Here is an 18,700-nt window from a genome sequence, read left to right as displayed (position 1 = left end):
ATTTCTTGCTGCGCTGCGTCGTTACAAACGATTGCAAAGCTCGCAGGCTATGTCGTGCCGGCCCTGCCGGACCCGCCACCCGTTCTCCAAGGCAACGGCATGTCCTCGCGTCCCACCACGTTCCCGCTCATGCGCGTGCTGCTGCTCAACGCCGGCTTCTTCGGCGTGCAGTACAGCTTCGGGTTGCAGCAGAGCAACATGAGCCCGATCTACAGCTACCTGGGCGCCGACCACGCCAGCCTGCCGTACCTGTGGCTGGCCGGTCCGGTGACCGGTCTGGTGCTGCAGCCGCTGGTCGGCGCGATCAGCGACCGCACCAGCACGCGCTGGGGGCGGCGGCTGCCCTTCATCGTGCTCGGCGCGCTGGTGTGCAGCCTGTGCCTGCTGACCATGCCCTTCAGCACCGCGCTGTGGATGGCGGTGTGCCTGCTGTGGGTGCTGGATGCGGCCAACAACGTGGCGATGGAGCCGTATCGCGCACTGGTCAGCGATGTGCTCACGCCCGAGCAGCGCCCGCTCGGGTTCCTGACCCAGAGCGCGTTCACCGGCCTGGGCCAGACCCTGGCCTATCTGACGCCCTCGCTGCTGGTGTGGTTCGGCATGGACCAGGACGCGGCCAACAGCCACCACATCCCTTACGTCACCATCGCCGCGTTCGTGATCGGCGCGGCGTTCTCGGCCGGCTCGATCCTGCTCACCGCGCGCAGCGTGCGCGAGCCGCAGCCCACGCCTGCCGAGCGCGCGCGCCTGCGCCAGGGCGGGCAGGGCCTGGGCGCGGCGCTGCGCGAGATCGTCTGCGCGCTGCGCGAGATGCCGCCGACCATGCGCCAGCTGGCGCCGGTGATGCTGTTCCAGTGGTATGCGATGTTCTGCTACTGGCAGTACATCGTGCTGTCGCTGTCGACCACGCTGTTCGGCACCACCGATCCGGCCTCGCACGCGTTCCGCCAGGCCGGGCTGATCAACGGGCAGATCGGCAGCTTCTACAACTTCGTCGCCTTCGTGGCGGCCTTCGCGATGGTGCCGTTCACGCGGCGCTTCGGCCCCAAGCCGACCCACGCGGCCTGCCTGACCGCGGCCGGCATCGGCATGCTGCTGCTGCCGGCCATCCAGGACCGCTGGCTGCTGCTGCTGCCGATGATCGGCATCGGCCTGGCCTGGGCCAGCATGATGGGCAATCCCTATCTGATGCTGGCCGAGCGCATCCCGCCCGAGCGCACCGGCGTGTACATGGGGCTGTTCAACCTGTTCATCGTGCTGCCGATGCTGATCCAGATCCTGACCCTGCCGCTGTACTTCGACCGCCTGCTCGGCGGCGATGCGCGCAACGTGATCCGGCTGGCCGGGGCGCTGCTGCTGGCCGCGGCGGTGTCGATGCTGTTCGTCGGCGTGCAGCGCGTGCGCGCGCCGCGGGCCAGCGCCGCGCGTTCAAGCGCGGGCGCGGGCTATCCGGGCGTGGAAGAGCGGCGCTAGGCCGACTCGCGCACCACCAGCTGCACCGGCATCTCCAGCGAGTCGGCGGTGCCGCCGTCGACCAGGGCCAGCAGGCGATCGACCATGTGGCGCGCGGCCAGCGTCAGGTCCTGGCGCACCGTGGTCAGCGGCGGCTGGCTGTAGCTGGCCAGCGGCAGGTCGTCGAAGCCCACCAGCGAGACATCCTGCGGCACGCGCAGGCCGGCCTCGCCCAGCGCGCGGATCGCGCCGAGCGCGATCAGGTCCGAGGCGGCGAACACCCCGTCCGGCGGGTCGGCCTTCTTCAGCATCGCGCGGGTCAGCCGGTAGGCGTCCTCGCTGACGAAGTGACTGCGTGCATGCAGGCGCGGATCGAACGCCAGCCCGTGCTGTTCAAGCATCGCCCGATAGCCGGCGAAGCGCGGCGCGACCTCGGGCAGCTGCTCGTCGCCGAGAAAGGCGATGCGCCGGCGCCCGGCCTCGATCAGGTGCGCGGTCGCCAGCTCGCCGCCGCGCCGGTTGTCGCTGCCGACGCTGACGTAGGCCTGCCCGGGCATGCGGCTGCCCCAGACGACCATCGGCCAGCCCTCGCGCGCGGCGGCGTTCATCGCCTCGTGCTCGGAGCTCTGGCCCAGCATCACCAGCCCGTCGGCGCGGCTGCTGCGCGCCAGCCGCTCGACCCAGCCGTCCTGGTGCCGGTCCACCTTGGACAGCAGCATGCTGTAGCCGTTGCCGGTCAGCTCCTCGGCCAGCAGCGCCAGCATGGTCATCATGAAGGGGTCCGACAGCGGCTGCTCGAAGGCATGCATCAGCGGCACGGCCACGCAGATGGTGTTGGAGCGGCGCGAGCGCAGGCTGCGCGCGACCGGGTCCACCTGGTAGCCGGCGCGCGCGGCGAGCTGCTTGACGTAGGCGCGGGTGCGCTCGGCGACCAGCGGGTTGTCGGCCAGCGCGCGCGAGACGGTGGACTCGGACACGCCCGCCATGCGGGCGATATCGGCCATCTGCACCTTGGCGCGCGGCGCGTCGCCGGACCGGGAGGGTTTGTCGGACATGGAGGGCGCGGTTGGGCCTTCTTGGGCTGATCACCTTACTGCATGGATGCCGCCGCGCCGCCGACGCTCCTAGCGTCGTTCCCGCGCGCGCGGGAACCCAGCGACGTTCCCGCAGGCGCCAAGGTCACCCGGTCCCGCCTTCGCGAAAACCGGCGGCCCTGGTGCTCAGTCCTGATCTTCCGGCGGCGGCGTCAGCCCATCCGGATCCACCGACAGGCGCCCGGCCATCAGCACCGCCTGGGTGCGGTTGGTGACGCCCAGCTTGCGCAGGATCGCGGTGACATGCGCCTTGATGGTGGCCTCGGACACGCCCAGGTCGTAGGCGATCTGCTTGTTGAGCCGGCCGGCGCCGAGCATCTGCAGCACGCGGAACTGCTGCGGAGTCAGGTCGCGCAGGCGCTGGGCGACCTCCTGCTCGTCACGGCCGATGGCCGGCGCGTTGTGCGCCTCCTCCGGCGCCCAGCGCTCGCCGTCCAGCACCAGGCCGATGGCCTCGCCGATGGTGTCCGAGTCGGCCGACTTGGGGATGAAGCCCAGCGCGCCGTGGTCCAGCGCGCGGCGCATCACCGACGGTTCCTCGCGTGCGGACACCACCACCACCGGCAGCTGCGGATGCAGCGCGCGCAGGTGCACCAGCGCATTGAAGCCGTGCGCGCCGGGCATGTTGAGGTCCAGCAGGAGCAGGTCGGCGTCCGGGTTGGCCTCGACCAGCGCGTACAGCGCATCGACGCTGTCGGCCTCGTGCAGGGACACGCCGGGCAGCACGCGCTGCACGGCGCCGCGCAGGGCCTCCCGGAACAGGGGATGGTCGTCGGCGATGAGCAGTGTGGTCATGGAGGCGGGGGGCGTGGGGACGGAAGCGTCCGACGCGTCGTGCGCCGTACGACTGGCATAGTGCCAGACCAGGCGATCGGCTTTCGATGCTTCCTTGCCCACGGCCGCCATCACGTCTTATTTGACCTTGCGCTCGGACACCAGCGAATCGACCACCGAGGGGTCGGCCAGGGTCGAGGTGTCGCCGAGCTGGTCGGGCGCGTTCTCGGCGATCTTGCGCAGGATGCGGCGCATGATCTTGCCCGAGCGCGTCTTGGGCAGGCCTGGCGCCCACTGCAGGTGGTCGGGCGAGGCGATCGGACCGATCTCCTTGCGCACGTGGGCGATCAGCTCCTTGTGCAACTCCTCGCTGGGCGCCTCGCCGGCCACCAGGGTGACGTAGGCGTAGATGCCTTGGCCCTTGATGTCGTGCGGGAAGCCCACCACCGCGGCCTCGGCCACCTTGGGATGCGAGACCAGCGCGCTTTCCACCTCGGCCGTGCCGATGCGGTGGCCGGAGACGTTGATGACATCGTCCACCCGGCCGGTGATCCAGTAATAGCCATCGGCATCGCGGCGGCAGCCGTCGCCGGTGAAGTAGGTGCCCGGATAGGTGCGGAAATAGGTGTCGATGAAGCGCTGGTGGTCGCCGTAGACCGTGCGCATCTGGCCCGGCCAGGAGTCCTTGATCACCAGGTTGCCCTCGGCCGCGCCGTCCAGCTCGGCGCCGTTGGCGTCCACCAGCGCCGGCTGCACGCCGAAGAAGGGCACGGTGGCCGAGCCGGGCTTGAGCGGGGTGGCGCCGGGGATCGGCGTGATCATGTGGCCGCCGGTCTCGGTCTGCCACCAGGTGTCCACGATCGGGCAGCGGGAATCGCCGACCACCTCGTAATACCAACGCCAGGCCTCGGGGTTGATCGGCTCGCCCACCGTGCCGAGCAGGCGCAGGCTCTTGCGCGAGGTCTTCTTCACCGGCGCGTCGCCATCGCGCATCAGCGCGCGGATCGCGGTGGGCGCGGTGTAGAACAGCGTGACCTGGTGCTTGTCCACGACCTCCCAGAAGCGCGAGTTGCTCGGGTAGTTGGGCACGCCCTCGAAGATCAGCGAGGTGGCGCCGTTGGCCAGCGGGCCGTAGACGATGTAGCTGTGGCCGGTGACCCAGCCCACGTCGGCCGTGCACCAGTAGATGTCGTCCTCCTTCAGGTCGAACACCACCTCGTGCGTGTAGGCCGCCCACAGCAGGTAGCCGCCGGTGGTGTGCAGCACGCCCTTGGGCTTGCCGGTGCTGCCGGAGGTGTAGAGGATGAACAGCGGATCCTCGGCGTTCATGCGCTCGGGCTCGCAGGTCTCCGGCTGGCCCTCGACCACGTCGTGGAACCAGCGGTCGCGCGGGGCCTGCATCTGCACCGCGCCGCCGGTGTGGCGCACCACCAGCACGGTCTCCACGCTGTTGGTGCCGGGCAGCTTGAGCGCGGCATCGACATTGGCCTTGAGCGGCACCTTCTTGCTGCCGCGCAGGCCTTCGTCGGCGGTGATGATCAGCTTGCTGCCGCAGTCGGACACGCGGTCGGCGATGGAGTTGGGCGCGAAGCCGCCGAACACCACCGAGTGCACCGCGCCGATGCGCGCGCAGGCCAGCATCGCCACGGCCGCGTCGGGGATCATCGGCAGGTAGATGGTGACCCGGTCGCCCTTGACCACGCCCAGCTTGCGCAGCGCGTTGGCCAGCTTGCACACGCGCGCATGCAGCTCGCGATAGGTCACACCAACACTCTGGCTGTCGGGGCTGTCGGGTTCGAACAGCAGGGCGATCTTGTCGCCGCGCTTCTCCAGCTGGCGGTCCAGGCAGTTGACGCTGGCGTTGAGCTCGCCATCGGCGAACCAGTTGATGCGGAAGTCGTCGATGTCGAAGCTGACGTCCTTGATCTGCGTCGGCGCCTTCATCCAGTCCAGTCGCTGCGCCGCCTTGGCCCAGAACGCGTCGGGTGCTTCCACCGACGCCTTGTAGTCGCGCGCATAGGCCTGCGCATCGACCAGGGCCTGGCTGGCGAATGCGGGATCGACGGGATACAGATCAGACATGGAATCTCCTTACCTCATCTTGCGTAGAACGTGGCGGATGGACCAACCGTTGCGGGGTGCGGCCAGCGACTTGTCGAGGCCTTGAAGTTTGACCGATCCACTGTTTGCGCAGTGCAGCAGCTGGCTTAGACCATGGTCTTAAAGCCCTTGTTTTGAGACCAAAGGCGAATGGTGGGCGCTGTCATGCGTGCGCAATCTGCGGCGCACATCGCGCTCTCGCAAAGGGGAGGGCGCGCCGCGGTGAATCACCGGACTCTTGGGAGAGGGGAGCATGACCACACGCATCGCAACGATGGCGCGTCGCCCATTGGCGCTCGCCATGATCGTGGCCTTGATGGCGCCGGGCGTGGCCCTGGCGCAGTCGAAGAAGGAGAAGGCGCTCGAGGCGCGCGTCGCCCAGCTCGAGGCGCAGGTGCAGCAGCTGCTGTCGGCGCAGCAGCAGACCCAGGCGCAGGTCGTGCAGACCCAGAGCCAGGTCAGCCAGACCCAGACCCAGGTGGCCGACACCAAGACCCAATTGGATGAGGTCAAGGCCACCGCCGCCGCCAAGCCGGCCGCGCCGCAGTTCACGACCGCGCCGGGCATGTCGGTGGCCTTCCACGGCTTCGTCAACGCCACGGCCTTCCAGCAGTCGCGGCCGTTCAACTTCGGCAACGGCCAGAACGCCGAGTGGCCCACACCCGGCGGCAAGGGCGACCTGAGCGGCGTGGACATCCGCAACACCCGCTTCTGGGTGGACATCACCGGCGCCAAGATGGGCGAGCACTGGACCGGCGGCGCGCGCCTGGAGATGGATTTCTTCGGCGGCAACAACGGCACCGGCGCCTACAGCGGCCAGCAGCCGGTCCCGCGCCTGCGCCAGGCCTACCTGGACATGGACAATGCCGCCACCGGCACCAAGGTGCGCGTGGGCCAGCAGTGGACGCTGATGTTCCCGCTGGACAACGTGCCCGACTCGGTCGCCCACGTGGCCTTCCCGCTCGGCTTCGGCACCGGCATGATCGGCTGGCGCTATCCGGGCGTGGTGGTCATGCAGGACCTCAACCACGGTTCGGATGGCCCCAAGTGGCGCCTGGACGTGGGCGCCTTCAGCGGCAACTGGTCCGGCCCGGGCAGCACCACCAACTATCTCACCGGCGGCAACGCCGGCTTCAACCCGCAGGTCGAGGCGCGCGTGCGCGTGGCCGGCAGCAACTGGGTGGCCTATGCCGCCGGGCACTACTCCAAGATCGACCTGAGCGGCGTCGACGGCACCACGCCCACGCCGATCCGTTCGGACATCAAGAGCACCGCCTTCGAAGTGGGCGGCATGGTCAAGCCGGGCAACTGGAACATCAAGGCGTTCGCCTTCACCGGCAACGGCATGGGCCAGAACTTCGGCGCGCTCTCCCAGTTCGGCGACATCTCCGAAACCGGCGGCTATGCGCAGGTGGGCTACAGCTTCAACAAGAACTGGAGCCTCAACGCCTTCTACGCGGTGGACAACCCCGACAAGGACGACGTGCTGCGCTGGCGCGGCACGGCCGTGGGCCTGCTCAATAACCGCCAGACCGCGCTCAACCTGATCTACGCCAACGGTCCCTACAAGCTGGGCCTGGAGGCGATGCACGACAAGCTCGAGCACACCGTCGGCACCACCGCCAACACCACCACCGAAAGCGGCAACCAGGTCAGCGTCAGCGCCCAGTACACCTTCTAGGGCGCTGTACCTGCCTGCCCCGTGCCGGAAGGGCTCGCCTTCCGGCGCGAGACCCACGGCTGCTCCATGGCCAACTGACATCCACGCCAGCACCACGGCATCCAGCTTCGAGGGAAAGCTCCCATGTCCAGCGTCAACGTCACCGCCGGCCAGCCGGCCGGACTCACCCAGGGTCACAAGCGGGTCATCCTCGCTTCGTCCCTGGGCACCGTGTTCGAGTGGTACGACTTCTTCCTGTACGGTTCGCTGGCGGCGATCATCGCCAAGCAGTTCTTCAGCGGCGTCAACGAGACCACGGCCTTCATCTTCGCGCTGCTGGCCTTCGCCGCCGGCTTCTTCGTGCGGCCCTTCGGCGCGGCCTTCTTCGGCAGCCTGGGCGATCGCATCGGTCGCAAGTACACCTTCCTGGTGACCATCCTGATCATGGGCCTGTCCACCTTCCTGGTGGGCGTGCTGCCCTCGTACGCCACCATCGGCGTGGCCGCGCCGGTGATCCTGATCTGCCTGCGCCTGGCCCAGGGCCTGGCGATGGGCGGCGAGTACGGCGGTGCGGCGACCTACGTGGCCGAGCACGCGCCGGCCAACAAGCGCGGCTTCTACACCAGCTTCATCCAGTGCACCGCGACCATCGGCCTGTTCCTGTCGCTGCTGATCATCCTGGCCTGCCGCAGCGCGCTGGGCAACGAGGCCTTCGAGGCTTGGGGCTGGCGCATCCCGTTCCTGGTCTCGATCATCCTGCTGGGCGTGTCGGTGTGGATCCGCATGCAGCTGAGCGAGTCGCCGCTGTTCCAGCAGATGAAGGCCGAGGGCAAGGGCTCCAAGACCCCGTTCCGCGACAGCCTCAAGGGCGGCAACTTCAAGCTGATGCTGCTGGTGCTGCTGGGCGCCACCGCCGGCCAGGCCGTGGTGTGGTACGGCGGCCAGTTCTACGCGCTGTTCTTCCTGACCCAGGCGCTCAAGGTGGATGCCACCACCGGCGCGCTGCTGATCGCCGGCGCGCTGGCGCTGGCCACGCCGTTCTTCCTGTTCTTCGGCTGGCTGTCCGACCGCATCGGCCGCAAGGTCATCGTGCTGGGCGGCTGCCTGCTGGCCGCGCTGCTGTACATCCCGATGTTCAAGGCGCTGACCCACTACGCCAACCCGGCCATCGAGGAGGCGCGCACCAGTGCGCCGGTGGTGATCAACGCCGATCCGGACACCTGCAGCTTCCAGTTCGACCCGGTCGGCAAGAAGACCTTCACCAGCTCCTGCGACATCGTCGCCACCGCGCTGACCAAGGCCGGTGTGCCCTACACCGTCAAGGCCGCCCCGCCGGGCACCATCGCCACGGTCAACGTGGGCAGCAACCAGATCAATTCCTACGAAGGCAGCGGGCTGTCCAAGGAAGAAGGCAAGGCCAAGGCCGATGCCTTCGGCAAGCAGCTCAAGGGCGCGCTGACCGGCGCCGGCTATCCGGAGAAGGCCGACCCGGCGCGCATCAACAAGCCGATGGTGATCGCGGTGCTGTTCGTGCTGGCGCTGTTCGTGACCATGGTCTATGCGCCGATCGCGGCCTGGCTGGTCGAGCTGTTCCCGACCCGCATCCGCTACACCTCCATGTCGCTGCCTTATCACATCGGCAACGGCTGGTTCGGCGGCTTCCTGCCGACCATCTCCTTCGGCCTGGTCGCGGCCACCGGCAACATGTACTACGGCCTGTGGTATCCGATCGGCGTCGCGCTGATGACCCTGGTGATCGGCGCGATCTTCCTGCGCGAGACCAAGGACGTGGATATCACGAAATAAATCCCTGGGAGGGGCGCCAAGGGCCGGGGCGAATCACGCCGGCCCACACCGACGCCGGTCCGTGGGGGGCCGGCGTCGCTGTTTGCGGGGCCTGGCCGCGCCGCGCCGCGCTATGCTCCGGCGCGGGGCAGGGGGACTGGCCTGGAACCTTCCGATGACGCAGAGCGACGGGCAGGGCGTGCACGCCCTGCTGGAGCAGCTGTTGGCCTTGCCGCCGGCGCAGCGCCAGGCGGCGCTGGCGCGCGCCTGCGAGGGGCGGCCGGATCTGCTCGAACGCCTGCAGCGGCTGCTGGCCCTGGCCGAGGGCGATGACGGCTTCCTGGACCGGTCTCCGTTCGGCGAAGGCGCTTCCCAGGAGGACGAACCGCGCACGCCCGGCCGCGTGGTTGGGCCCTACCGGCTGTTGCGCTGGCTCGGCGCCGGCGGTATGGCCCAGGTCTGGTTGGCCGAGCGCATCGCCGGCGGCTTCCGCCAGCAGGTGGCGATCAAGCTGATCGCGCAGATGCCCGATCCGCTGCAGGGCCGGCTGTCGGCCGAGCGCGACATCCTGGCCTCGCTCGTGCACCCGGGCATCGCCCGGCTCTACGACGGCGGGGTGACCGACGAGGGCCTGGCCTGGATGGCGATGGAGTACGTGCAGGGCCAGGATCTGGTCAGCTGGTGCCAGGCGCGCCACAGCGGCGTGGCCGAGCGCCTGGCGCTGTTCCTGCAGGTCTGCGATGCGGTGGCCTACGCGCATACCCGGCTGGTCGTCCATCGCGACATCAAGCCTGCCAACATCCTGGTCACCGACGACGGCCAGGCGCGGCTGCTGGATTTCGGCTTGGCCCGGCTGCTCGAGGACGCGCCGGGGGGCGCGGCGGCCAGCACCACGCGCACGCTGCAGCTGTCCCCGTCCTACGCCGCGCCCGAGCAGCTCGACGGCGGCCTGGTCGGCACCGCCACCGACGTCTACGCCCTGGGCGTGACCCTGTACGAACTGCTCGCCGGCCGCCTGCCCTGGGCCCTGCAGGGCAGCGCGCTGGCCACCGCGGTGCGGCGCCTGGCCGCGGCCGAACCGCCGCCGCCCAGCCGTGCCGTGGCCGCCGACGGCCTCATCCCGGCCCGCGCGCTGCGCGGCGACCTGGATGCCATCGTCGCTCGCGCGATGCGGCCTGCGGCCGAGCAGCGCTATCCCGACGCGCGCGCCCTGGCCGAGGACATCCGCCGCCATCTGGAACACCGCCCGGTGCTGGCACGCGCTGGCGCGCGCAGCTACCAGGCGCGCCGCTACGTGCGCCGGCACTGGCGCGGACTGGCGTTGGTGGGCGTGGCCTTCCTGGCGCTGGGCACCGGCTTGGTGACGCTGGCCTGGCAGGAGCGCCGCACCGAGCGCGAGGCGCAGCGGGCCGCGGCCATGCAGGCCTTCATGGTCGATCTGTTCCGCACCAACACTAGCCGCCAGGCCGACCCGGTGCGCGCGCGCCAGACCACCGCGCGCGAGCTGCTGGACATCGGCGCGGCGCGCATCCAGTCCGAGCTGGCCCAGGCGCCGGAGAACAAGCTGGCGCTGCTGCGCCTGTTCGGCAACCTGTACGACGAGTTCGCGCTGAGCGCCGAGCAGCTGCCGATGCGCCAGCAGGCCGTCGCACTGAGCCACCAGCTCTACGGGCCCGATTCGGTCGAACTGGCCAGCGACTTGATCGCGCAGGCGCGGATCAGCTTCAGCGATCACGACCAGGCCGAAGCCCTGCTCGCCCAGGCCCGTGCCATCCTCGACCGCCAGGGCGACACGCGCTCGCAGCTGCGTGGCAGGCTGCTGATCGCCTCGGCCGCGAACAACTACACCAACGATCCGGGTCGCGCTCTGGACGATGCGACCCAGGCGGCGGCGGTCCTGTCGGCGTATCCGCCTTCGTCCGAGCTGGCCCGCGCGCTGCAGCTGCAGGGCGTCGCCACCGCTTACCGCGGCAAGACCGCCGAGGCCGTCCCGGTACTGCGGCGCTCGGTGCAGGTCTCCATCCAGGCCGACGGCGATCCCAACCCCGCCCTGGCCGGCTACTACATCCAGCTGGGCGAAACCGAGAGCTACGCCTACGAGCACGCCGCCGCCGAGGCCGATCTGCGCCGCGGCATCCAGCGCGCTGAAGGCTCGACCGCGGAGAACGATCTGGCCCTGGTGCGCGCCCGCGCCACCCTGGCCGTGGCGCTGGTCAATGCCGATCGTGCCCGCGAAGGCCTAGTCGAAGCCGCGCTGGCCCGGGCGGCCGCGCCGCGCCAGGACACAGGCCCCGAGGCCTTGTTCCTCGCCATCCAGACCCTGTCCACCAGCAGCCGGGCCAAGGTGCGTGCCGGCGATCCGGCGGCGGCGCTGATCGATGCGCGGCAGGCCGTGCGCCTGGCGCGGCAGGCCGATCCGGGCGGTACCGTGCTGACCAGCAACCTGCAGCGGGAGGCCGAGGCGCTGGTCGAGCTGGGTCGCTACGACGAGGCCCGCCAGCGGCTGGACGAATGCGACCGGCTGATGGACGCGCTCGGCACGCCCGGCCCTAACGACTTCAACATGCTGCTGCGCGTGCGCGCGCTGCTGGCGCAGGGCCAGTTGGCCCAGGCGCAGGCCGGGTACGCCAGGCTCAAGCCGCCCAGTGGCGATGGCCCCAAGGCGCAGACCCGCCGCCTGCAGCGCGCGCTGGCCGAGGCCGAGCTGGCCCTGGCCAGCGGCGATGCCGCTGGCGCCGCGACGCGCGCCCACGCCGCGACCGAAGCGGCCCGCACCAGTGCGCTGGCGCCGTTCCTGCGCTCGATGATCGCCGACGGCCAGTTGCTCGAAGGCCGCGCCGCGCTGGCCCAGGGCGATGCCGTCGGCGCCGCGCGCCTGCTGGATGCCTCGCTGACGCTGCGCCGCACCCTGGACCTGCCGCAGAGCCCGCGCATCGCCCAGGCGCAGCAGCTGCTGGCCCAGGCGCAGCGCAAATCGGGCGCGCCCGCCAAGGGCACGCGCCTGGCGCTGCAAGGGTGAGTCACCCCGGCGCGCGCGGCGTGGGGCAGAATCTAGCCGCCATGGCTTCCGTCCCCCCCCAGCCAGATGCGTCCCTGGTCGATGATCTGGCGCGCATGTTCTATGCCGACCTCAAGCGCCTGGCCCGTCGCGAGCGCGGCCGGGCCTTCCCGCGCGCGGCCACGCTGGAGACCACCGCGCTGGTGCACGAGGCCTACCTCAAGCTGAGCCGCCACGGCGTCTTCGAAGGCCAGGCCCATTTCCTCAACACCGCCGCCCTGGCCATGCGCCAGGTGCTGGTGAGCCACGCCCGCGCGCGCCTGCGCCACAAGCGCGACCCGGGCCGCGCGCTGCTGGACATCGACACCGTCGAGGTGCTGGCCGAGAGCGACGAGCGCATCGTCGCCCTCGACGAGGCCCTGGCCGAACTGGAGCGCCAGCAGCCGCGCCTGGCACGCCTCGTCGAATGCCGCTACTTCGCCGGCTATTCCGACGCCGAGACCGCCCTGGCCCTGGGCGTTTCCGAGCGCACCGTGCAGCGCGACTGGGCCATCGCCAAGGCCTTGCTGTACGAAGCGCTGGGCACCTGAGCCAGGCGCCCGGACGGGGCCCGTCCAGCGCTCCGTCAAAGCCTTGGTTCTTCGCCGCAGTCGACCACGCCGCGCCCTCCTTGTAGAGCGGAGCTTGCTCCGCTGCCTTTCGACCAGAGCATCGGGAACGCCCCAGCGGAGCGAGCTCCGCTCTACAGGCGTCGGTCCGATGCTGCCCTTTCGCATTTGGCAAGGACGCATCGCACCGGCGTGCCGCCCCGCGCCACGCCGCGCCCTCCTTGTAGAGCGCGAGCTTGCTCCGCTGCCTTTCGACCAGATCATCGGGAACGCCCCAGCGGAGCGAGCTCCGCTCTACAAGCGTCGGTCCGATGCTGCCCTTCGCATTCGGCAAGGACACATCGCACCGGCGTGCCGCCCCGCGCCACGTCGCGCCCTGCTTGTAGAGCGGAGCTTGCTCCGCTGCCTTTCGACCGGATCATCGGGAACGCCCCAGCGGAGCGAGCTCCGCTCTACAGGCGTCGGTCCGATGCTGCCCTCTGGCATTCGGCAAGGACACATCGCACCGGCGTGCCGCCCCGAACCACGCCGCGCCCTCCTTGTAGAGCGGAGCTTGCTCCGCTGCCTTTCGACCGGATCATCGGGAAGGCCTCAGCGGAGCGAGCTCCGCTCTACAAGCGTCGGTCCGATGCTGTTCTCAGCCTTCCGCAAGGACGCATCGCCCCCACGCCGCGACCCATCGAACACAAGAAGAACAAAAACGCTCCACGCGTGGCGGCCCCCGCCCCCATGCGGCGTAACAGAGGACTGCGAGTCCGTGCGAGGCGGGCCCGCGCCGCCGTCCCGGTACCGGGGCGGCGGCTTCCTCGTCCCGCCATGGAGCAGACATGAATTCGATCCGGCGCAAGGCCGTGCCGCGCTATGCCGCACTGAGCGTTTCCATCCTGGCCGTGCTGGCCAGCCAACAGGCCGCCCAGGCCGCCTGCGTCCTGCGCACCGACCTGACGCCGCAGACCTGGATCTGCGACGGCCCCGCCAGCGCCAACACCAGCGGGCAGACCATCGTCTTCAGCCCCACCGTCACCACCGCCAGCACGGCCGCCGGCTTCGGCGTGGACACCGGCAACAGCGGCACCGCACTGACGATCAACGGCGCCGGCGGCTTCACCGATGCCAATCAGTCCTCGATCCGGGGCGGCGCGGGCATCTACTTCCGCTACAACGGCTACGACCCGGATCAGGGCGACGTGCCGCTGTCGCTGGTCAGCAACGGCAGCATCGCCGCGGTGCATGGGTTCGGCCTCTCGCTGGAGACCAGCCATGCCGGACAGGTGAGCCTGGATCTGGGCAGCGTGACCGGCGGCGATGGACAGGGCTACAGCTACGCTTACGGCATCCTGGTGTCGGCCCCCAGCGCCCCGGTCTCGGTCATCACCCGCGGCACGGTGTCGATGGCGCCCAGCAATGGCGGCGAGGCCGTCTCCATCAATGCCGGCGGTCCGGTCAGTGTGACGACCCAGGGCGCCGTCAGCGGCGTCGGCGGGGGCCGCGGCATCAACGCCGCCACGACCAATGGCGACATCGTGATCGCCGCCGCCTCGACGGTGAGCGGCTACACCGGCATCCAGGCCTACGCCGCACGCGGCGGGATCTCGATCACGGCCGACGGCCAGGTGACCGGCAACGGCGCCGCCAGCGTCGGCGTCAACGCGTCGCTGGGCAGTGCGAGCACGGGCGATCTGACCATCCGCACCGCCGGGGTGGATGCAGGCGCGCGCGCCATCAATGCGGACAACAGCGGTACCGGCTCGCTGAGCGTGATCGCCACCGGGCCGGTCAGTCGCTCGGGCAGCACCGCCACCTTCGGCACCGACGCCGCGGTCAATGCCCACAACGCCGCCAGCGGCCGCGACCTGATCCTGCAGCTGCGCGATGTCAGCACGCCCGGCGCCACGGCGGTCTACGCCTGGAACCAGGGCACCACCGGCAGGACCGCGGTCACGCTCGCCGGCGCGGTGACCCGCGGCAGCAGCAACCCCACCGGCGTGACCGACACGGTGGCGGTGTGGAACTCCGGCGTCGGCGGCGCCGATGTCGAAGTGACGGGCGCGGCCAGCATCAGCGGCCAGGGCAATGCGCTGTCGGTGCGCAACTTCAACGGCACCACGCGCCTGCAGCTGGACGGCACGCTGAGCTCGGCCAACGGCAGCGCCGTGAACCTGGAACAGGCGCCGCCCACCAGCGGGACCAGCACCGCCGATCGCACGGCGGTCGTGCAGGTCAACGGCAGCCTGAGCGGCCGCAACTACGGCATCGACTTCAGCAGCGGCTACCGCGATGCCACCGGCGCGGCCGGCATCGATCCGAGCCTGCGCATCGCCGTGGCCGGCAGCGTCCAGGGGGGCAGTGGCGTCCACCTGTTCTACGGCGGCAACGCCAGCATCGATGTGGCGCAGGGCGGCAGCATCACCGGCACCGGCGTCACCAACGTCGGGACCTTCTCGATCTTCGACCAGGGCACCTTGCTGCCCAGCACCCTGACGCTGACCAACGCCGGCAGCCTGGTTGGCGGCATCAGCGCGGGCAGCGGGCGCGCGCTGGTGCTCGACAACACCGGCAGCATCGACGGTGCGGGCGGTGCCGCGATCGTGCTCAGCAACAGCAACGTCCTGGACCTGCGCGGCGGCAGCGTGCGGGGCGACATCGTCTCCGGCTACATCATGGGTTCGGACACCACGGTGAACTGGACCGGCGGTTCGGTGACCGGCGGCATCGCGATCGGCTCGGGCAACATCCGCGTGAGCGGGCTGAGCGCGGCCGACCACGCCGGGCTGACCCGGCTCAGCAACGACTTCGGCGAAAGCACGCTCAGCCTGGACGGCCTGCAGTTCAGAGGCGGCAGCTTCAGCACCAATGATCCGTCCCAGGGCATCAATCTCGGATTCAACTGGCGCACGATCAGCCTGAGCAACGGCAGCGCCGCGGTCCTGACCGGCGACAGGCTGTCCCTCGCTGCCTCCTACGGCCAGACCGATGCAAGCTTCAACGTCGACGCCAGCTCCAGCCTCACCGTAGGCGCGGGCCAGACGCTTGGCGTGAGCAGCTGGCAGTTCGTCTTCAACAACGCCGGCACCCTGGACCTGAGCCAGTCCGGCGCGCCAGGCAACAGCCTGGAGGTGCTGGGCCGTTATGCGCAGGCCGCCAGCGGCACCCTCGTCGTCGGCGTGACGCCCGACGCGATCGACCAGCTCAAGGTCACCGGCGGCGCGGCCACGCTGGCCGGCGCGGTGGCCTTCGCCTGGGCGCCGGGCACCTACAGCAGCGCCTCGCGCAGCTTCGTCAACGCCAACGGCGGCGTCAGCGGCAGCTTCGCCACCCTCACCAATGCGGCCGGCACCACGCCGCCGGCGGACTTCCCGATCTCGGTCAGCTACGACGCCAACAATGCCTATCTGACGCTGGGCACGCCGACGCCGACCCCAACGCCCACACCGACACCGACACCGACACCGACGCCGACGCCGACTCCCACCCCAACACCAACCCCCACGCCCACTCCAACACCTACTCCCACCCCAACCCCAACCCCAACCCCGACACCGACACCGACACCGACACCGACACCGACACCAACCCCGACACCAACCCCGACACCAACCCCGACACCAACCCCCACCGCGCCGGTGCGCATCGCGCCCAACGATGGTGAGCTGTTCAGTCGTCAGGCCACCGCGCTGGCGCTGTCCAGCCAGGCCGATGCGATGGGCCTGCTGGCACGCATGCGGGCCGAGGGCGACGGCAATACCTTGTTCAACCGCGATGCCGGCCTCGACCCGGCGGCGCGTGGTTGGGTGCAGCTGCGCTACCAGGATCTGGATGTCGAAGGGGCGAGCGATCAGGTCGGCTTCGGCGCGCGCTCCACCGCCACGCAGGTGGGCACCGACTGGACGCTCGGCCAGGGCACGCGGCTGGGCCTGGCGGTCGGCACGGACAACGCCTGGCTGCATGACCAGATGGGCAGCCGCGGCCGCAGCGATGTCACGCGCGTGGCCGTGTACGGCTCGCAGCTGATCGGGCCGCTGGGCGTGTCGGCGATGCTGGGCTATGCCCATGCGCGCGAGCACGCCTGGCGCCAGACCGGCATCGGCCTGGCCTTCTCCAGCCGCGGCACGGACGCGGCCACCGCGGCGCTGCAGCTGGCGCTGCCGCTGGACGTCGGCCAGGCGCAGCTGACGCCGGTGGCCGGCGTGGTGGCCACGCGCCTGACCGGCGAGGCCTTCGTCGAGACCGGCGATGTGCCCGATGCGTTCAAGGTCGGCGGACAGGCCCGGCGCGAGACCCTGGTGTCGCCGTACGCCGCGCTGGGGCTGTCGCGCAGCTTCGATCAGGCCAGCGGGGTGCGCTGGACGCCGGAGCTGCACGTGGGCTATCGCCGCGCGCAGGCCGCGCAGGGCCAGCGCTACGCGCTCACCGCCGCCGACGGCACGCTGTTCGACGGCAACCGCGATGGCATCGCGCGCGATGTCGGCGAAGCCGGCGCGGCGCTGACCGGGCATCGCGGGCCGTGGACGCTGTCGCTGGCCTGGCGCGGGCAATGGGCCGACGGCTGGAGCGATCAGCAGGGCACGCTGAGCCTGCGCGCGACGTTCTGAGGCCAGCGCCGCGATGGAGCTGACCTGCTACGTCTATCCGGGCTGGAAGCCGCGGCTGCGTGCGGCCAGCCCGCGGCGCGCCTGGATGGACGCCAGCCCGGAGAGCTTCGCCTACCGCTGCCTGCCGCTGGGCATCGCCAATGCGCACGGCTGGGAGCTGCTCAGCCCGTGCGGCTTCCAGGCGCACTGGAACGGCGGGCCGCTGCCGCAGGACGTGCGCATCCAGGCCGATCCGGGCACGCCGGCGCAGGACGCGCCGGTGGCGCTGTTCGGGCAGGGCACCTTCACCTTCCATGTGCCCGGGCTGTTCCGCACCTCGCCCGGGCACAACCTGTGGGTGGGCGGGTCGCCCAACCTGGCCAAGGACGGCGTGGCCGCGCTGGGCGGGATCATCGAGACCGACTGGGCGCCGTACACCTTCACCATGAACTGGCGCTTCACCCGCGCCGGGCACGTGGTGCGCTTCGAGGAGAACGAGCCGCTGGCTTTTCTGTTCCCGCTGCCGCGCGACCTGCTCGACGCGGTGGTGCCGCGCATCGCGCCGATCGACGAGGCGCCCGAGCTCAAGCGCCGCTTCGAGCAGTGGAGCCGGGCGCGCGATGCGTTCCAGGCGCAGGTCGCCGCCACGCCGCAGGCCGCACCGGGCGCGAAGTGGCAGAAGTTCTATTTCCGCGGTACCGATGCCGACGGCGCGCCCGGGGCGGCCGATCACCGCAGCAAGCTGCGCCTGCCGGGCTTCGAGGGCGCCACGCCGCCGCCGGCAGACGCGCCGGCAGCGGCCTGCCCGCATGCGCGCGCGGCGGTCCCGGCCCTGCCGCCATCGCCGGAGGCGAGCGAGGTGCTCGTCCGCCTGCAGCGGCTGCGCGCGCTGTCGGCGCGCAACCGCTGCGTGCCGCGCCGTGGCGGCCTGACCGCCGGCGTGTTCCTGGACGAGTACTACGCCGCCAACTGGCCGGTGCTGCTGGCCGGGGAGATCGAGGAAGCCCTGGGACGCTGGGCGCCGCAGGCCCTGGTCTCGACCCACGGCGACGCGCCGCTGGTCGATGCCCACGGCCAGGCCAGCACGCTGGGCCGGTTCGTGCAGCAGGCGCTGCGGCCCGTGGACGCGCCCGGCCTTCAGCCGCGCCTGACCGGCGCGCTGGAGACGCTGCCAGACCTGGCCCCGCGCCTGGGCCACCTGATGCGCCTGCTGCGCGGTCACGACCCGGGCCGGCTGTGGCTGGAGGCGGCCGGCAGCGGCACCCTGGCCGCGCCCGAACCCTGCAACCGCCTGCTGCTGCAGCTGCACGGCCAGCGCCGCCTGTGGCTGGCGCCGCCGGGCGAGGCGGCGCGCCTGCAGCCGCTGGCCCAGGCTGGCGCGCTGGGCGACCTGACCGCGCCGGACCTGCACGAGCGCCAGCCGCAGCTGCGCGGGCTGGAACTGCATGCGGTGCTGCTGCAGCCGGGCGATGCGCTGTTCGTCCCGTTCGGCTGGTGGCGCCAGGGCGCGGCGATGGACTTCAGCGTGTCGGTGACGCGCGAGGACTTCCACTGGCCCAACCCGCCATGAGCGCCGCGGCGATGGCGGGCCGGCGCGCCGTTCGGCGTAACAGAGGGCAGACCGGCCCGCACACGGCCGGCCGCGGCCCCGCCGCGCT

At 70.9% G+C, this 18,700-nt stretch carries 10 protein-coding genes; 7 read left to right on the top strand and 3 right to left on the bottom strand.

Annotated features, from left to right (window positions below):
- Nucleotides 1–99 precede the first annotated feature (99 nt).
- On the top strand, nucleotides 100–1,473 hold the full coding sequence (locus MWN52_RS18915) for an MFS transporter (protein WP_286575868.1): 1,374 nt from the start codon (nucleotides 100–102) through the stop codon (nucleotides 1,471–1,473).
- Here the strand turns inward: MWN52_RS18915 and MWN52_RS18910 are convergent.
- The 3 genes from MWN52_RS18910 to acs all read right to left on the bottom strand — a co-directional run bounded on the left by MWN52_RS18910 (nucleotide 1,470) and on the right by acs (nucleotide 5,402).
- Nucleotides 1,470–2,507 carry a LacI family DNA-binding transcriptional regulator gene (locus MWN52_RS18910; protein WP_130524562.1) on the bottom strand — a complete coding sequence of 346 codons (1,038 nt, stop codon included), beginning with the start codon at nucleotides 2,505–2,507 and terminating at the stop codon, nucleotides 1,470–1,472. The genes MWN52_RS18915 and MWN52_RS18910 overlap by 4 nt on opposite strands.
- 165 nt (nucleotides 2,508–2,672) lie before the next feature.
- A complete protein-coding gene (locus MWN52_RS18905) occupies nucleotides 2,673–3,341 on the bottom strand; it encodes a response regulator transcription factor (RefSeq protein ID WP_130520703.1) in 669 nt (222 codons plus the stop codon).
- 117 nt (nucleotides 3,342–3,458) lie between these two features.
- On the bottom strand, nucleotides 3,459–5,402 hold the full coding sequence (gene acs, locus MWN52_RS18900) for an acetate--CoA ligase (RefSeq protein WP_130531901.1): 1,944 nt from the start codon (nucleotides 5,400–5,402) through the stop codon (nucleotides 3,459–3,461).
- A gap of 271 nt (nucleotides 5,403–5,673) precedes the next feature.
- Here acs and MWN52_RS18895 point away from each other — a divergent pair, with 271 nt between their 5' ends.
- The 6 genes from MWN52_RS18895 (at nucleotide 5,674) to MWN52_RS18870 (ending at nucleotide 18,612) form a co-directional block, all read left to right on the top strand.
- Entirely contained in the window at nucleotides 5,674–7,101 is a 1,428-nt protein-coding gene (locus MWN52_RS18895) for a hypothetical protein (RefSeq protein ID WP_286575867.1), read from the top strand.
- Between the two features lie 123 nt (nucleotides 7,102–7,224).
- Nucleotides 7,225–8,886: an MFS transporter gene (locus MWN52_RS18890; protein WP_130520707.1), complete on the top strand. Its 1,662-nt coding sequence runs from the start codon at nucleotides 7,225–7,227 to the stop codon at nucleotides 8,884–8,886.
- Between the two features lie 154 nt (nucleotides 8,887–9,040).
- Complete coding sequence (locus MWN52_RS18885) at nucleotides 9,041–11,884, top strand: serine/threonine-protein kinase (protein ID WP_286575866.1); 2,844 nt, start codon at nucleotides 9,041–9,043, stop codon at nucleotides 11,882–11,884.
- Nucleotides 11,885–11,925: 41 nt separating this feature from the next.
- The gene (locus MWN52_RS18880; protein ID WP_130531904.1) at nucleotides 11,926–12,453 is read left to right on the top strand and encodes an ECF-type sigma factor; all 528 of its coding nucleotides are present in this window, start codon (nucleotides 11,926–11,928) and stop codon (nucleotides 12,451–12,453) included.
- A gap of 845 nt (nucleotides 12,454–13,298) precedes the next feature.
- Nucleotides 13,299–17,063, top strand: a complete 3,765-nt coding sequence (locus MWN52_RS18875; protein WP_286575865.1) for an autotransporter domain-containing protein — start codon at nucleotides 13,299–13,301, stop codon at nucleotides 17,061–17,063.
- 13 nt (nucleotides 17,064–17,076) lie between these two features.
- A complete protein-coding gene (locus MWN52_RS18870) occupies nucleotides 17,077–18,612 on the top strand; it encodes a DUF6065 family protein (protein ID WP_286575864.1) in 1,536 nt (511 codons plus the stop codon).
- Nucleotides 18,613–18,700: the final 88 nt, after the last annotated feature.

The organism is Pseudoxanthomonas winnipegensis, assembly GCF_030322905.1.
GTDB classification, from domain to species: Bacteria; Pseudomonadota; Gammaproteobacteria; order Xanthomonadales; family Xanthomonadaceae; genus Pseudoxanthomonas_A; species Pseudoxanthomonas_A winnipegensis.
Note: the sequence above shows the minus strand (reverse complement) of the source record. Positions and strands in the feature narration are given on the sequence as shown.

Coding starts and splice junctions, on each gene's coding strand:
- acs (WP_130531901.1), bottom strand. CDS start 5,402: ATGTCTGATCTGTATCCCGTCGATCCCGCATTCGCCAGCCAGGCCCTG.
- MWN52_RS18875 (WP_286575865.1), top strand. CDS start 13,299: ATGAATTCGATCCGGCGCAAGGCCGTGCCGCGCTATGCCGCACTGAGC.
- MWN52_RS18905 (WP_130520703.1), bottom strand. CDS start 3,341: ATGACCACACTGCTCATCGCCGACGACCATCCCCTGTTCCGGGAGGCC.
- MWN52_RS18870 (WP_286575864.1), top strand. CDS start 17,077: ATGGAGCTGACCTGCTACGTCTATCCGGGCTGGAAGCCGCGGCTGCGT.
- MWN52_RS18915 (WP_286575868.1), top strand. CDS start 100: ATGTCCTCGCGTCCCACCACGTTCCCGCTCATGCGCGTGCTGCTGCTC.
- MWN52_RS18885 (WP_286575866.1), top strand. CDS start 9,041: ATGACGCAGAGCGACGGGCAGGGCGTGCACGCCCTGCTGGAGCAGCTG.
- MWN52_RS18910 (WP_130524562.1), bottom strand. CDS start 2,507: ATGTCCGACAAACCCTCCCGGTCCGGCGACGCGCCGCGCGCCAAGGTG.
- MWN52_RS18895 (WP_286575867.1), top strand. CDS start 5,674: ATGACCACACGCATCGCAACGATGGCGCGTCGCCCATTGGCGCTCGCC.
- MWN52_RS18880 (WP_130531904.1), top strand. CDS start 11,926: ATGGCTTCCGTCCCCCCCCAGCCAGATGCGTCCCTGGTCGATGATCTG.
- MWN52_RS18890 (WP_130520707.1), top strand. CDS start 7,225: ATGTCCAGCGTCAACGTCACCGCCGGCCAGCCGGCCGGACTCACCCAG.